The sequence below is a fragment of the Methanomethylovorans sp. genome (assembly GCF_041447285.1).
GTDB lineage: Archaea > Halobacteriota > Methanosarcinia > Methanosarcinales > Methanosarcinaceae > Methanomethylovorans.
Genome location: NZ_JBGMEB010000021.1, coordinates 32,745 through 48,676 on the forward strand (window position 1 = coordinate 32,745; position 15,932 = coordinate 48,676).

13 protein-coding genes are annotated in these 15,932 nt (G+C 33.1%); all 13 read left to right on the forward strand.

Features of this window, described 5'->3' with window-relative positions:
- Nucleotides 1-270: 270 nt before the first annotated feature.
- The 13 genes from ACC612_RS12395 to ACC612_RS12455 all read left to right on the forward strand — a co-directional run bounded on the left by ACC612_RS12395 (nucleotide 271) and on the right by ACC612_RS12455 (nucleotide 15,894).
- On the forward strand, nucleotides 271-1,320 hold the full coding sequence (locus ACC612_RS12395) for a glycosyltransferase family 2 protein (protein ID WP_371854874.1): 1,050 nt from the start codon (nucleotides 271-273) through the stop codon (nucleotides 1,318-1,320).
- Nucleotides 1,321-1,343: 23 nt separating this feature from the next.
- Complete coding sequence (locus tag ACC612_RS12400; protein ID WP_371854875.1) at nucleotides 1,344-2,534, forward strand: ATP-grasp domain-containing protein; 1,191 nt, start codon at nucleotides 1,344-1,346, stop codon at nucleotides 2,532-2,534.
- Nucleotide 2,535: 1 nt separating this feature from the next.
- A complete protein-coding gene (locus tag ACC612_RS12405) occupies nucleotides 2,536-3,363 on the forward strand; it encodes a polysaccharide deacetylase family protein (protein ID WP_371854876.1) in 828 nt (275 codons plus the stop codon).
- Nucleotides 3,360-3,983 carry a PHP domain-containing protein gene (locus tag ACC612_RS12410; RefSeq protein ID WP_371854877.1) on the forward strand — a complete coding sequence of 208 codons (624 nt, stop codon included), beginning with the start codon at nucleotides 3,360-3,362 and terminating at the stop codon, nucleotides 3,981-3,983. The genes ACC612_RS12405 and ACC612_RS12410 overlap by 4 nt, the downstream gene beginning before the upstream one ends.
- Nucleotides 3,984-4,001: 18 nt before the next feature.
- The gene (locus tag ACC612_RS12415) at nucleotides 4,002-5,150 is read left to right on the forward strand and encodes a glycosyltransferase family 4 protein (RefSeq protein WP_371854878.1); all 1,149 of its coding nucleotides are present in this window, start codon (nucleotides 4,002-4,004) and stop codon (nucleotides 5,148-5,150) included.
- Between the two features lie 255 nt (nucleotides 5,151-5,405).
- Nucleotides 5,406-6,347: an NAD-dependent epimerase/dehydratase family protein gene (locus tag ACC612_RS12420; protein ID WP_371854879.1), complete on the forward strand. Its 942-nt coding sequence runs from the start codon at nucleotides 5,406-5,408 to the stop codon at nucleotides 6,345-6,347.
- Nucleotide 6,348: 1 nt separating this feature from the next.
- Nucleotides 6,349-7,347 carry an NAD-dependent epimerase/dehydratase family protein gene (locus tag ACC612_RS12425; protein ID WP_371854880.1) on the forward strand — a complete coding sequence of 333 codons (999 nt, stop codon included), beginning with the start codon at nucleotides 6,349-6,351 and terminating at the stop codon, nucleotides 7,345-7,347.
- A 93-nt stretch (nucleotides 7,348-7,440) separates the two neighbouring features.
- Nucleotides 7,441-8,571: a glycosyltransferase family 4 protein gene (locus tag ACC612_RS12430; protein ID WP_371854881.1), complete on the forward strand. Its 1,131-nt coding sequence runs from the start codon at nucleotides 7,441-7,443 to the stop codon at nucleotides 8,569-8,571.
- Between the two features lie 15 nt (nucleotides 8,572-8,586).
- Nucleotides 8,587-9,732, forward strand: a complete 1,146-nt coding sequence (locus tag ACC612_RS12435; protein ID WP_371854882.1) for a glycosyltransferase family 4 protein — start codon at nucleotides 8,587-8,589, stop codon at nucleotides 9,730-9,732.
- Nucleotides 9,707-11,920 (forward strand): DUF2206 domain-containing protein, encoded by a 2,214-nt coding sequence (locus ACC612_RS12440; protein ID WP_371854883.1) that lies wholly within the window; start codon nucleotides 9,707-9,709, stop codon nucleotides 11,918-11,920. The genes ACC612_RS12435 and ACC612_RS12440 overlap by 26 nt, the downstream gene beginning before the upstream one ends.
- 268 nt (nucleotides 11,921-12,188) lie before the next feature.
- Nucleotides 12,189-13,370 carry a glycosyltransferase family 4 protein gene (locus ACC612_RS12445; RefSeq protein ID WP_371854884.1) on the forward strand — a complete coding sequence of 394 codons (1,182 nt, stop codon included), beginning with the start codon at nucleotides 12,189-12,191 and terminating at the stop codon, nucleotides 13,368-13,370.
- A gap of 1 nt (nucleotide 13,371) precedes the next feature.
- Nucleotides 13,372-14,427 carry a non-hydrolyzing UDP-N-acetylglucosamine 2-epimerase gene (gene wecB, locus ACC612_RS12450; RefSeq protein WP_371854886.1) on the forward strand — a complete coding sequence of 352 codons (1,056 nt, stop codon included), beginning with the start codon at nucleotides 13,372-13,374 and terminating at the stop codon, nucleotides 14,425-14,427.
- 12 nt (nucleotides 14,428-14,439) lie between these two features.
- On the forward strand, nucleotides 14,440-15,894 hold the full coding sequence (locus ACC612_RS12455) for an oligosaccharide flippase family protein (protein ID WP_371854887.1): 1,455 nt from the start codon (nucleotides 14,440-14,442) through the stop codon (nucleotides 15,892-15,894).
- Nucleotides 15,895-15,932: the final 38 nt, after the last annotated feature.

The window sequence follows — 15,932 nt, forward strand, 5'->3', positions numbered from 1 at the left end:
CAACTTAAATAAATATGCATCTCCGCGAACATTTCACAATAGATACAAAGATTAAAAAGCTATATATAAAAATCACTGTATAGATATTTTCGAAAGACTTATATTGCATTACAATGTTTGTAATTTTAGGTTGTTATGCACGAAGTGGTAGGGAGTACATTCAGGAGAAATCCGTATCAAAAAGTTAAGCTTCCATCCCTTGATAATTTGCAGGGGTGGTACTTATGACGATACTTGTCTTAATCCATATTCATTCAGGGAGGGTCTGCCATGGCATCTGAGATCATTGAACAGGTGGTGAAGGACGATCATGGTGGAAATGGCTCATTCTTAAGACCCATAATTCCTTCTGAAGAGTTTTCAGATACTATTGCGGATGCAGATTCTATTATTGCTGATACTCTTACTGAGCCTGAAAGAAATGAAAAACGTGGAAAAATCATCGCTGCAATGCCTGCCTACAATGAAGAAAAGTTCATTGGAAAAACTGTCCTCGGATGCAAGCCCTTTGTGGAAGAAGTGATCGTGGTGAATGATGGCAGTGCAGATGCCACAGCAATGATCGCAACTGCCTGCGGTGCTACTGTTGTTTACCATGAACAAAATATGGGTTATGGTGCTGCTATACGCACCTGCTTTGAGACTGCAAGAAAAATGCAAGCCAGAGCAATGGTTATCATAGACGCTGACGGCCAGCACGACCCTGCAGAGATAGCACAGGTTCTACAACCGGTTTTAGATCATGAAGCCGACGTTTCCATTGGTTCCAGATTCATAGAAGGCCATAAAGCCAAAATTCCTTTCTATCGCACTGTCGGTATGAAAGTCCTTGATGTTTTCACAAATCAGGCCGGAGGCGTGAGTTTTACCGATACTCAAAGCGGTTTCCGCGCCTATTCCGCAAACGCGATCAATAAAATAAAGATAGGCAACAATGGTATGTCTGCTGGCTCAGAGATCCTGTTGCAGATTAAAGCTCATGGCTTAACCACAAAAGAAGTTCCCATTACCTGTCGTTACGATATTGAAGATACTTCAACACATAACCCTGTAGTGCATGGCCTGAAGGTATTGACTAGTATAATTACTGAAATTGAATACAGAAAACCATTGCACTATATCGGAATTCCGGGACTATTACTTCTATTTGCAGGAGTTGTGAATGCAGGGTTTGTTTTGAATTCTTATAATAACGGAAGTCCTGTACCATTTGGGCCAGCTATATCTATGGTTTTGTTGTTTACTATGGGGTTACTGGCAGTGTTTACGGCTTTGAATTTGCATGCAGTTGCAAGAATAATCAAAGAATGTAGCAAATGATTTAAACTAGATGAGTTGAAGAAATGAGTTCATTAAGCGCTACATCTCCAAAAGTATTAGTAACAGATTCTCAGATGCGGAATTCTCTTGCAGTTATTAGGTCTCTGGGGAAAAAAGGATTTAAAGTTACTGCAGGAGATGAAACCAGATTTTCAACAGGAATGTTTTCCAGATACTGTAGTGATAAGTTAATATATCCAAGTCCTAAGAATCCAGATCATTTTGCGGAATTCATACTTGAACTAGTAAAAGAAAAAGAGTATGATGCCGTGTTTCCTATAACCGATTCTACCGTCTTACCTATTGTTAAAAACAAGAGAAAATTCTCAAAATACACAATGGTTCCTTTTCCAGATTACGATATATTATCAAAGGCAATAGATAAGGGAGAAACAATTAAAAAAGCAGTTGAAAATGGTATTCCTTGCCCTAAAACCTTTTTTATCGAAAAAATAGAAGATTTGGAAGATATTAAAAATAATCTGCCTTATCCTGTTGTAATTAAACCTAGAGTGAGTTATGGTTCCAGAGGAGTTGTTATTTGTAAATCACCTGATGAAGTAATTCCACGTTTCCAGCAAATAGTCCAAGATTTTGGTCCTGCTCTAATACAGGAGTATGTTCCAAAAAGAGATGAAGTTGGCGTTTACACCCTATTTAATCACGATTCTGAACCAAGAGCAGTTTCTGTTCAAAGGCGTATACGATCTTATCCAATATCGGGCGGTCCCAGCACCCTGAGAGAAACAATAGACAATCCAGAATTAATAGATATGGCCTTCAAACTATTAAAGGCGTTAAATTGGACAGGATTAGCAATGGTAGAATTCCGGATAGATTCAAGAGATAATACCCCAAAATTAATGGAAATTAATCCCAGATTTTGGGGTTCACTTGAGCTTTCAATATTGTCAGGCGTCGATTTTCCATATTTATTATATAAACTAATGAAAGAGGGTGATGTGGAACCTGTCATGGATTATAAAAAAGGTATTAAATGTCGGTGGTTACTTCCAGGAGATATATTATGGTACTTTAGTTCTCCCTCAAAAATGAGCAACTTGCCAGAGTTTCTTAATTTTAGTACGAAAGATGATATTTTATCTTTTAATGATCCTGGGCCTACATTTGGGTTTATGTTAGCAGCAGGGCGCTTTATGTTTGACAGAAACATGTGGAAATTCATGATAAGAAAACCTATAGAAGAAAGATAATATGATTAATGCACTTAGTATTGATTTGGAATACTGGCATACTGCAGAACTTGTCCGCCGCTTTGCACCTGAAGATAGGGAAGACTATGTTCTTGATGCGGTGATCCCTTTATTAGATTTATTGGACAAATACAATACTAAAGCAACATTTTTTGTACTTGGAAGTTTAGCTGAAAAATACCCCGATTTAGTAAAATATATATATGAGAAGGGGCACGAAATTGGTTCTCACTCATATTCACACAAAACCTTATATGACTTAGATAAGGAGAAATTTGATTGGGAAATAAAAAGAACAAACAATATTTTGAAATCAATTACTGGCGAGTCACCAATTGGATTTAGAGCACCAACATTTTCTATAGATAACTCAACAAAATGGGCTTTTGATATACTTATCAAAAATGGATTTAAATATGATTCAAGTGTTTTTCCAATAAAGACAAATTTATATGGAGTACCGAATGCACCTGTAAGCCCATATAGACCTTCTAAAACGGATATCACTTTACATGATTCTTCTGGATTAATTCTAGAATATCCACTAAGTATACTAAAAATCGGTAAAAACATTCCCATAGCAGGAGGATTTTATCTCCGCATATTTCCAACACTATTCCTAAAGAATGCTATAAAGACAGTAAATAAAAATAGACCAGTAGTTTTGTATATACACCCATGGGAAACATGTGCCATGACACCAGTAGTACCAATGCCTCGATATTCGAAGCTAATCACTTACTATGGAATAAAATCCTCATTGAAAAAAGTAGAAAATCTACTAATCAGTTTTAAGTTTGCCCCTATTAGAGAGGTGCTGGATTTATGAAATTGGATTTACACGTTCATTCAAAATATTCTAAAGACTCGTTAAATAAACCTGAGACTATTATTAAAATGGCAAAAAAAAGAGGCTTAAATGGGGTTGCAGTAACTGATCATGGAACAATAAAGGGAGGTATGGTTACAAAAAAGATGAATCACGATAAGGATTTTGAAGTAATTGTTGGTTCAGAAATTAAAACCGAATATGGAGACATAATAGGCTTATTCCTTCAAGAAGAAATAGTTTCCAGAATTTTTATAGAAGTAGCAGAAGAAATTAAAGATCAAGATGGTTTAGTGATATTAGCACATCCTTATCGAAAAGGTATTACTTTTCCTGAAAAATTGTTGGAAAGAATAGATTTAATTGAAGGCTTGAATGCAAGATCTAAGAAAGGGCTTAACGTGATGGCATTAGAGTTAGTTAAAAAACACAAAAAACCAATTACTGCAGGTAGTGATGCACACCTTCCTTTTGAAATTGGAAAATGTAGGACTTTAATTGAACCAAATATAAAGAATAATTTAATTCGAGGAAACACCTCCGTAGAGGGTACAGAATCAAATTATTATTTTGTTCATGGATTAAGCTTCTCAACAGAAATTGTCAAAAAAGTCTTTTAAACCAATGTGGATTTTACTATGAAAATTCTCCAAATAGCAGCACTTTATGCGCCTCATGTTGGTGGCATTGAGAATTATGTACATCAATTAAGCCGTGATCTAGTTAAAAAAGGACATGAAGTTACTGTGTATACTTCAAATATTCCAAAAAATAAAAAATATGAAGTTATAGACGGAGTAGAAATTCATAGATTTGGCTGTGTATGGTCACCTCTTAATAACCAATTAACTCCTGGGATTTTGCAGCACTTACTCAAAGAAAATGATTTTGACATCATACATGCACATGGATATTTACAATTAACAACGAATTTTGCTGCATTTTCGACTTTTAAAAATAAAATACCATTGGTAATCACATTACATGGTACTGTTGGTGATGCTCAATATGACGATTGGAAGATAATTATAACTAAAATATATAATAAAACGCTTTGCAAATGGACTTTATCTGCTGCAGATACCGTGATTGCTTTAACTCCTTCTCAAAAGGAAAACTTGCATAAATTCGGCGCTAAAAAAATAGAAGTAATACCTAATGGAATAAGCTTGGCAGATATCAATGTAAATAGAAATACCAATCAATTCAGAGAAAAATACGGATTAAATAATAAAATTATAATTTTATATGTTGGGGGATTGATTGCAAGAAAAGGTATCAGCTACTTAATTGATGCAATGCAAAATGTAAGTCACAATTCAGCACTAATAATTGTGGGTGGAGAATTAAAAGGCCACCAAGGCTATAAACAACAACTGTTAGATAAACTTTCTGAAAAAAATATCAGTAATGTTGTTTTCATGGGAAGAGTAAATGAAAGCACTTTGAGAGAAGCATACATGGAAGCAGATATGTTAGTCTTACCATCTCTCTCAGAAGGCCTACCTACTGTGTTATTAGAAGCTATGTCATATAAAAAACCGATAATTGCATCGAATATTCCTGGAAACTCAGATTTAATCACAAATAATTATAATGGTATTTTAGTTGAACAAATGAATTCTAAAGAGATTGCAGATGCAATAAATCGTCTAATTAGCCATCCTGAAGAACGAGAAATATTAGGGATTAATGCTTTCAATACAATTAATCAAAACTACACCTGGGAAACAATAGTAGATCGTATAGAGGATACATACATAGATTGCCTACGATGTAAATTATAATTTGATAAATTGATTATTTAAGGATTTATAATAAATAGTTACAATGAGAAACGATTTGGTTATTTGAAGGTAGCATACCATGCATGCGATAGAAATATACAAACAAAAATTAAGACACAACTTCAGTTTTGAATGTAGCCCAGTTAGTTCTATGATTTTACTTTTGGATAATTAGTACTCTATACTGCTTTAAATTTAGATGCAATAGCAAGTCGAAATAAAACAAACAAATTATATGTAGTGAGATGATAAAAAATGGAAACAGATAACATATTAGTTACTGGTGGTGCAGGATTTATAGGCACAAACCTTGTGAATGAGCTCAAAAGCCGAGGTCATGAAGTACTGGCTGTTGATCTTTGTAATAATGAAAGAGAAAACTACATTCGTGCAGACGTACGAAATTACAGACAACTTGAACGCATTCTTGAAAAAAATAAGTTTGATTATGTTTATCACTTAGCTGCGGAATATGGTCGCTGGAATGGGGAAGATTATTATGAGAACCTCTGGCAAACAAATGTCGTTGGAACAAAACACATGCTTCGTTTGCAAGAAAAATTAAAGTTCAGAATGATTTTCTATTCCAGTGCTGAAGTATATGGTGACTATACCGGAATAATGACTGAAGATGTAATGGAAAACAATCCCATAAAACAGACTTATCAGATGAATGATTATGCCATTACTAAATGGGCAGGTGAATTAATGTGCATGAATTCGGCAACCATGTTTGGTACCGAAACTGTTAGAGTAAGACCAGTGAACTGTTATGGCCCTTATGAACATTATACTCCCTACAGAGGCTTTATTCCGAAATTTATCTACCATGCATTGTTCAACAGACCTTACACAGTATATAATGGTCATAAACGCATAATCGATTTCGTCAGCGATTCCTGTAATACATGGGCAAATATAGTTGATAACTTCATCCCCGGAGAAGTATATAACGTTGCAGGAAAGCCAGAATGGGAAAAAGAAATTAAAGAATATTCGGACATAGTCCTCAAAGCCGTTGGAGTTGATGATTCAATTGTTACATATCAAAAAGCAGAGTCATTTACTACAAAAGTAAAAACAATTGATTGTTCTAAAGCGATTAGAGATTTGAAGCATAATCCTAAAGTCTCCCCAGAAGAAGGAATTAAAAGAACGGTAGAATGGATGAAGCAATACTACAGGATTGGTGAATAACATGGACGATTATTCATCTGACTATGAAGGTAAAACAATACTTGTCACTGGCGGAGCTGGTGCTATAGGCGGAAATCTTTGCATGAAGCTCGCACAGTTTAATGCAAAGAAGGTGATTATCCTTGATAATCTATCATCTGCTTATGAATGGAATATACCAAAGTCAAACAATGTTTCCTTTGTAAAAGGAGACATTCTCGATGATGAAATGCTTAAAAGAGTATTTAAGGAAAAACCTGATTATGTGTTCCATCTAGCAGCCCATTTTGCAAATCAAAACTCTGTTGATAATCCTGAGAAAGATCTCATGATCAATGGAATTGGAATCTTGAAAGTTCTACAATATGCACAATTAGTTGGTGTAAAAAGGTTTGTGTATTCCTCGTCAGGATGTGGTGTATATGGACTTGAATCAAAGATGCCTTTCGAAGAGCATGATGTATCTATTCATCTACACACCCCATATCAGGTAACTAAATTACTTGGGGAACTTTATGCTAATTATTTCCACAACCTCTATGCACTTCCAATTGTAAATGCTCGCTTTTTTAATTCATATGGACCTGGCGAAGTACCAGGAAAATATCGAAACGTCATTCCCAACTTCTTCTATTGGGCCATGAAAGGACTACCCCTTCCCATCACAGGCGAGGGCACTGAAACGAGGGACTGGACTTATGTTGGAGACATTGTTAATGGCCTGCTTGCAATGGGAATACGAGAAGAAGCAATAGGAGAAGCTTTCAATCTTGGATCTGCTACTGAACATCAAGTCATTGAAATGGCTAACATTGTTAACAAGCTCACCGGTAATGAAGCTGGTATCATGTATAAAGAGCGCAGAGATTGGGATGTTAAGACTCGGCTTCTCTCCTGTGTGCAAAAAGCAGAGAACCTCCTTGGTTACAAACCACAAATGAAATTCGAAGATGGATTAAAGAATGTTTATGAATGGTTTGATACAAACTGGACATATATTGAAAATAATGCAGAATTTTAATCTGGAAATATGTGGCAACTTTGAATAACAAGAGTTGCTACAGATATAAAATCACAAAATTCAGATACAATATAAAGATAGAGGCAGTGTACTGTGTCTAAAAAAGAAGTAGTCATAATTAGTGCGAATCTTTTAGATCGGGAAACGAGAGCAACTAAAATAATAAATACTCTTACAAAGAACGACTATTTAGTAACCTTTTTATGTTGGAACCGAGGGGAAAATAATTCGAGGTCTGAGCGTAAAGAGGCTGGAGTATTTCATAAAGAAATTCAACTAAAATTTCGAGCTCCGTGGGGAATTAAAATTCTCTTTTTTCTTCCAGTATGGTGGACATTCATATTTTTAAAATTAATGTTAATAAATTGGGACATTGTACATGTAATTCAAGTACTCTCGCTTCCCCCCGTTGTACTTGCTAGTAAATTGAAAAATAAACCAGTTTTGTATGATTTGCTAGATGTTTATGAGGATACTGTTCCCCTTCCTAAAAAGGTTAGGGATTTATGTATAAGGATTGACAAAATTATTATGCACTTAGTGGATGCAGTTATACTTGCAGATGAGGAGCAAATTGAAGAGATGGGAGGCGTCCCGAATCCAAGGGTTGTTCCTATATATGATTCCCCTTATACTACATATAAAATAACTCCTTCTTCCTCTGAAAACAAAGTTTTCACTATATTTTATGCTGGTCTTTTGTTCTCAGTAAAAAAGTTGAATCTTGACAAAATAATTGAAGCTGTGAAGGAAATAGATAACGTCGTCCTTGTTTTTGCTGGCTATGGCGATATGGCAGAGGAAATAAAGAATTTATCATTGAAGTTCCCCGAAAAAATAGTATATTTGGGTGAAATAACCCATGCTGAAGTATTGGAAAGAAGCATGAATGCAGATTTACTATTCGTACTTAGGGATCCTCTTGTCCTAGTGAATAAGTACACTTGTGGCAGCAAAGTATTAGAAGCTATGATGTGTGGTACACCAATTTTAGTCAATAAAGATACATCCACTGCAAAAAAAATTCATAAAGAGAATTGTGGAATAGTTGTAGATGCAAAAGATGTATCCGAAATAAGAAGTGCGATAATAAAAATGAGAGATGATCCAGAATTGTGCCGTGAATTGAGCCAGAATGCAAAAATAGCCTATGATAATCGATATAGTTGGACAATTATGGAGCAAAGATTGTTAAACTTATATAAAGAAGTCGGGCCAAAATAATTTAGGAAGATATTGATGAGTGAAAAAGTGAGCATTTGTTTTATTGCTTTAGGTGCTTATCCTTTGCTTACGGGAAAGGATGCTAAAAATATAATTGGACCAGATGTTCATCAAGTTACTCTAGCAAAAGAGTTGGTGAATCAGGGATTCGAAGTAAGTATAATTGTTTATGGAAATGAATTTTGTCAAATAGAATATATTAAAGGAATAAAAGTAATACAAATATGCAATAAGACTCATAAATTAAGATTCATCGATATGCTACTGAAAGCTTTTGCCGTATGTAATGCTATGATCAAATCAAAAGCACACATATTTTATAACGCTGGTGGTGGATCTGGTATAATATCAATATTTAGTAAAATAATAAGGACGAAATTTATATATGAAATTGCTTCTGATGCTCAAGTTAATAGGAAAATAATCATAAAAAAAAATAGAGAGTTTAGCAAATCTATTTTATCTCTAGAAAGAATAGGGAATTTAGTAGACATAAAATTGGCAGACAAAATTATTGTACAAACTCTTTACCAAAAGAATACTTTGGAATCAAATTTTAGGGTTGATAGTTATCTTATAAAAATGCCATTTCAAATACCTAGAGACAGAATTCCTTTTAAAGAAAAGCCTCCGATAGTACTATGGGTAGGCTCAATGGCTGAAGTAAAACAACCACAATTGTTTCTTGAATTAGCAATGAGATTCCCAGAACAAAGATTTCAAATGATTGGAGGAAACTCGGGGGATCAGAAACTATATACAGCTTTGGAAAAAAAATCTGAGGAAATATTGAACCTTGACTTTTTAGGTGTAGTTCCATTGAGTGAAATCGATAAATATTTTCGCAAAGCATCACTCTTGGTCAATACTTCTATGTTTGAAGGATTTCCGAACGCGTTTATTCAAGCATGGATCAACTATACTCCAGTAGTAAGCCTTCACAGTAACCCAGATAAAATACTAGATAAATTCAATATTGGAGTTCATTCGCAAAATTTCGACCAATTGCTAGAAGATATAAAAATGATGTTGAATAATGATAAGCTGAGAGAAAAAATGGGTATTAATGGAAGAAAGTATGTAGAAAATGAACACAACATACAGAATAATATATTGAAATATATCAAACTTATAAATGGATGTTATAAAGATGTGGAATAGTGCAACTGATCCAAAGAAGATCCACAGTAGGTATTTCTATTTAGCAATACTGGTTATTTTAAGCCTGACGTATATTGGAATAATTTTAGATGTAACTGTTATAAGGCCAGTATTTGGATTTATATTTCTTACCATTTTGCCAGGATTACTTATCTTTCAAATACTAAATATAAAAATTGGCTTGATCGAAAGATGTATCCTGATTGTTGGATTAAGTATCTCATTTGTGATGTTTTTTGGTTTGTTCGTCAATAATATAGCACTAACTCTTGGGTATAGTAGACCACTATCAACCATCTTTCTTTTGAATTCATTTAGCATTGCATTAGTTATTTTGTTGATTATCGGATACAAAGTCAACAACGAAGCTATTTTATTACCTAACTTTAATTTAGGTGCAGCAGAAAAAGCATTTTTGATCATTCCAGTTGTGCTTCCAGCATTAAGCGTATTTGGAATGCACATTATGAACACAACAGACAACAACATCTTCTTGATGTTTCTGTTAATTCTAATTGTAGTTTATGTTGCTTCTATAGCTTTATACAATAATAAATTCCCATCTCAATTGTACCCCCTTATTATATTTATGATTAGCACATCTCTTTTGTTAATGACCTCATTAAGGTCAAATCATATAATAGGAGTAGATACTCATCATGAATATTATTATTTCCGTATTACTTTACAGAATCTATATTATAGTATAAACAATTCTAGTACACTTGACACATGCCTCAGTATCTCTCTGTTGCCTGCTATATATCATTCTTTGCTAGGACTCCCATCTGAATTTTTATTCAAAACTTTATTTCCCTTACTCTTTTCGATATCTCCTCTGATTATATATATTATCGCTAGGAAGTATGTTGGTAATTTTTATGCATTCTTATCATCATTCTATTTCATGTCACAGCTTCTGTTCTTGAATACAGGAAGTGTTGCTCGTTCTAATATGGCACTTCTTTTTTTTGCCTTAACAATCATGGTTACATTTCATAATGACATTAAGAAAATAAATAGAAAAATATTTAGTATTATATTTCTATTTTCCTGCGCAGTATCACATTATTCTACTACATATATATTTGTATCAATCTTGCTTGCCACTTGGTTTGCATTGTATATCCTATCAAATTTCGCGAATATTACAATTATAAAAGAAAAATTGAGCTTATGTTCAGTTTTTGATCGTGATTGGCGAAAAACTAACCAAAATATATCTATAAACTTAATATTAATGTTTATAGTTTTCATTTTTTGTTGGTATAGTCAAGCAAATGGTGAAACATTCAAGACAGGCATAAACTTTGTATACACTACTCTAAATCAATTCAATCAGTTCTTTTTATTGGAATCTAGGGGAGTGGAAGTAAATGAAGCTACAGGTACTAATATTGAATCTATTTCTCAGTGGATTAAATTTATTGTATACTGGCTTTCAATAATCTTAACCACTGTTGGAATATTAAGTACATCTATAAACTACAAAACACTGCTATATATTCCTGTTCTTGATAGTAATAAATCGAATATTCTGAAATCAAAAATAGATATTGAGTATTTCGTAATTACATTGATATGCACGTTTATTTTAGTATCTTCTATAATTATTCCTTATATATTAGTAGGATACGGTCTTCAAAGACTTTACTTTATGACAATTGTAATATTAGCCCCTTTTTTAGTAATTGGTGGTGTAAGGATATCTCGTTTCTTACCTGCAATTCCCTATCGAGAGATATTAGTAATTCTCGCAGTTATAATACCATTATTCTTATGCACTACAGGTATTGTGGATCAATTGTTTAATACTCAAGGACCGATTTTTTTGAGTTCAGAAGGAAATGATTATAATCAAAATTATGTTCATGATCAGGAAAGCTCTGCTTCCATATGGTTGCATGATCAAATTGAGCTGAACAGTACTTATATTTATACTGATTTTATTGGTAGTAATAGATTATTAAGTCAATCTTTGATTAATAGCAATGTTATAGTTGACATATTTTCACTTCAAAGAGATAAAACGAAAAGTACCAGCTATATATATTTAAGATATTGGAATGTGGTGAAAGGCAAATTACTAGATCATAAGGCCAAAACACATGACATTTCAGAATTTAACTCTACATTTGCAAAAAAATATAAAATATATAATAATGGTGGTTCTGAAATTTGGAGATAAGAAGTATTTTTCACATTTATGTAGATTCAAAGACGGGTCACTTAAAACAAAAAGTTGCTAAATATGTTGAAAAATGATTAAACTAAAAGATGTTAATACGAAACTCTGATACGATATGGTAACTGGACACTAGTAGGATAAAGTGGAACCTATTCAAAATGCCTACTCGTTCTCAGGCATATATAAAATAATAAACTCTACTAATATCAGATGATTAAAAGAAATATTGCAAGTATAAATCAACAGAAATAGAAGAAGAGGTATTCAGATGAAGTTTAAAAGAAAAATTTCGATGTTTATGTTATATAATTCTTATCTAAACGTAAACGATGGCTCAAATACGCATTTAATCGAACTTTTTACTAACTTAAATAAACGTGCAGAAGTTATTTTATTTGTACCAGGGAGCAAAACCAAAAATTACAATCATTCTAATATAAAATACGTTCCTGTACTTAAAGTAAAAAATCTTATAGGTATATCTTATGAGTTTGTCTTGTTTTTTTACTTAACACATTATTTTATAACTAGTAAGCCAAGTATTATATATTTACGGCAAAATGCTCTGTCTTTTTTTCCAGTTTTTTTGTCTAGAATATTTAGAATACCTGTTATTGTTGAAATCAATGGGTTAATTCAAGAAGAAATAAAAATAACATCAACAATGTCGTATATAGATAGATGTTACTTTTATTTCTCAATACTTTCTGAAAAGTTCAACTATAAATATTGTGATAGAATAATCGCTGTTACTCATAAACTGAAAGATGAACTTAGCAACATCTATTCGATTCCAAAAAGTAAAATTATCGTAGTAGAAAATGGTGCTAATACTGATTTATTTAAACCAATGGATATAAAAGAGGCACGAAAATTATTGAATTTAAATTTAAATTCAAACATAATATGTTTTGTAGGAAATCTCGCTATTTGGCAAGGAGTTGAAGATTTAATCCAAGCATCATCCCTTATTTTAAAAAAATATCCTAATACTGTATTTCTAATAGTTGGTGATGGTATTCTGAAAGAAAAATTAATGGCACTTGCAGATAGTTTAAATGTTACTGAAAATTATATTTTTACAGGTGGCGTCCCTTACGAAAATGTTCTAAATTATATAAATGCAAGCGATATTTGTGTAGTTCCAAAAAAACCACTTAAATCCGGTTATTCTCCTCTAAAACTCTATGAGTACATGGCTTGTGGGAAGCCTATTATTGCTAGTAGAGTTGATGGATTTGAAATACTTGAGCAAATAAATGGTGGTTTATTGGTTAACCCAGAGAACTCAGTAGAATTCAGTACTGCTGCCATAAAATTGCTCTCTGATCCATATTTAAGGGATAAAATGGGTTTAGAAGGGCGTAATTATGTCGAAAAATACCAAAGCTGGAACGCAGTATCAAAAAAAGTATTTGATGTCTGCGAAGATGTATTAAAGGCAAGATAATATGAAAATACTTTCTATAATTGGAGCTCGTCCTCAATTCATCAAGTGTGCCCCACTTTCACGTAAGTTGAGGCAGAACCATGAAGAAATTCTTTTACATACCGGACAGCATTATGATTCAAACATGTCTGATGTCTTTTTTAGAGAATTGGATATCCCTGAACCAGATTACAATTTGGGCATAGGTTCGGGTTTACATGGTGAACAAACTGGTAGGATGCTTTTCGAAATTGAAAAATTACTTATTAAAGAGCAACCAGATTTTGTTCTTGTTTACGGAGACACAAATTCTACTCTAGCTGGAGCACTTGCAGCTTCCAAATTGAATATTAAGGTTGCACATGTAGAAGCAGGACTTCGCTCATTTGACCGTACTATGCCTGAAGAGGTTAACAGAATAATTACTGATCATTTGTCGAACCTTCTCTTTTGCCCAACTGATGCTGCTGTAATTAATCTAAAAAAAGAAGGAATAACATCAGGAGTATATAATACAGGAGATGTGATGGTAGATGCATTGAACTATAATTTGAATATATCTAAGGAAAAATCTAGTATACTAACAGATTTAAAATTGGAAAAAAAACAGTATCTGGTTGCAACATTGCACAGACCTGCAAATACAAACAACTGCAAGAACCTTTCTTCAATAGTTGATGCCCTCTGTAACTCTAGATGGCCAATTGTATTTCCTATGCATCCCAGGACTAAAAAGTACTTGAAAGAATATGGATTATGGAACAAGTTATGTGAAAACGTAAAAGTAATTTCTCCAGTAGGATACCTTGATATGCTAAGTCTCATGGCAAATTCTAAAAAAATACTTACCGATTCCGGTGGAGTTCAGAAAGAAGCGTACATGCTGGATGTACCCTGTATCACCATGCGTGAGAACACTGAATGGGTAGAAACTGTAGAAGATGGATGGAATGTGTTGGTTGGAGCGGATTACGAAGCTATTACTGATGCAATTGATGGATTTGAAGGTATAGGTATCAAAGGAAGTGTTTTTGGATGTGGGAATGCTTGTAGAAAAATTTGTGATGTACTAGAATAGAAGGGATTAAAAATGTCAACCTTTTCAAACAATGTTCTGAAATTGGTTTCAGGAAGTTTAATTGCCCAATTACTTGGAATTTGTTTGATTCCAGTGATTACAAGGCTTTACAGCCCAGAAGACTTTGGAATCTTACAGCTTTTCACTTCTATATCTGGAATAGCTGCAATAATTGCTTGCTTCTCGTATCAACTTTCAATTATGCTTCCCAAAAATGACGAAGAATCTGTAAATATTTTTGGTTTGTGTATAATCCTACTTGTAATTACATCTACAATAATAGGCATCATTTTTTTAGTCTTTGCTAATCAAATTTCAGAAATTCTGAATTCGCCGCAACTTTCAGCTTATTTATTTTTGATTCCGATTGCTGTCTTTTTGAATGGATTACTGCTTATAATGAATTATTGGTTATCCAGAAGAATTAGATTTGGAGTTATTGCAGCAGCTAGTGTTTCGAATACTATTTTTAATAAACTTGTTCAAATAGTAGCTACAACTGGAAGTATCTCTCCCTTTGGGCTAATTTTAGGAAGCATTTTAGGCAATGCTGCAGCTAATATTATAATGCTAAGTGAGATTAAAAAAGAATTGTACTTATTCAAACATATTTCAATCAAGAAAATTAAAGAATTAGCTATTAGATACAAAAAGTTCCCCATTTACACATCATGGTCAACTTTTGCAAATGAAATTTCCAGACAGGTGCCTTCTTTTATGCTTGCTTTCTTTTATAGTACTAATGTTGTTGGTTATTATTCTCTTGCATATCTAGCAGTTAATTTACCAATGAGCATGATAGGCAGTGCAGTTAGTCAAGTATTTTTTCAGAAAGCAAGTGAAGAGAAAAATAGAACCGGTTACGTTAAACAAACAGTTTCAGAAGTTCATAAACGACTAATGTCTCTTATAATTGGTCCCATGATTCTTATATTAATAATCGGAGACAATATATTTAGTTTCACATTTGGACCTGAATGGACGATTGCTGGTGTTTACGCGAAAATACTTATCCCATGGATTTTTTTAATGTTCTTGTCATCACCACTAACGACTTTGTTTAGTATATTAGAAATACAAGAAGTTGGTTTGATTTTTGATTTGGGTTTACTTTTTTTAAGATTAATAGTTTTATACATTGGTGGTATTTACGGTAATCCATATTTCACACTTCTTTTGTACTCACTTACAGGTGCAATTTTTTGCGGTATTATGAATTATATTATATTAAAAAAATCTCATGTTAGTTGTAAGGATGAACTATTTGTAGCTGCAAAACTCCTGTGTATATCCGGTCTAATTTTTATACCCGTATGTATTACAAAATATATTACACAAATGACATATATTATCCTATTTGTTGCTTCAATTGCATTACTTATATACTATATAGTAATAATCTTTGAAGATAGTACATTAAAGGAATTCTTTACTAATACACGATTTCTCAAAAAATATAATAGATAGAATTAGTCATTGAAATCACTTAAAGAATTAGTTTAAGG

Coding starts and splice junctions, on each gene's coding strand:
- ACC612_RS12395 (WP_371854874.1), top strand. CDS start 271: ATGGCATCTGAGATCATTGAACAGGTGGTGAAGGACGATCATGGTGGA.
- ACC612_RS12400 (WP_371854875.1), top strand. CDS start 1,344: ATGAGTTCATTAAGCGCTACATCTCCAAAAGTATTAGTAACAGATTCT.
- ACC612_RS12405 (WP_371854876.1), top strand. CDS start 2,536: ATGATTAATGCACTTAGTATTGATTTGGAATACTGGCATACTGCAGAA.
- ACC612_RS12410 (WP_371854877.1), top strand. CDS start 3,360: ATGAAATTGGATTTACACGTTCATTCAAAATATTCTAAAGACTCGTTA.
- ACC612_RS12415 (WP_371854878.1), top strand. CDS start 4,002: ATGAAAATTCTCCAAATAGCAGCACTTTATGCGCCTCATGTTGGTGGC.
- ACC612_RS12420 (WP_371854879.1), top strand. CDS start 5,406: ATGGAAACAGATAACATATTAGTTACTGGTGGTGCAGGATTTATAGGC.
- ACC612_RS12425 (WP_371854880.1), top strand. CDS start 6,349: ATGGACGATTATTCATCTGACTATGAAGGTAAAACAATACTTGTCACT.
- ACC612_RS12435 (WP_371854882.1), top strand. CDS start 8,587: ATGAGTGAAAAAGTGAGCATTTGTTTTATTGCTTTAGGTGCTTATCCT.
- ACC612_RS12440 (WP_371854883.1), top strand. CDS start 9,707: ATGGATGTTATAAAGATGTGGAATAGTGCAACTGATCCAAAGAAGATC.
- ACC612_RS12445 (WP_371854884.1), top strand. CDS start 12,189: ATGAAGTTTAAAAGAAAAATTTCGATGTTTATGTTATATAATTCTTAT.
- wecB (WP_371854886.1), top strand. CDS start 13,372: ATGAAAATACTTTCTATAATTGGAGCTCGTCCTCAATTCATCAAGTGT.
- ACC612_RS12455 (WP_371854887.1), top strand. CDS start 14,440: ATGTCAACCTTTTCAAACAATGTTCTGAAATTGGTTTCAGGAAGTTTA.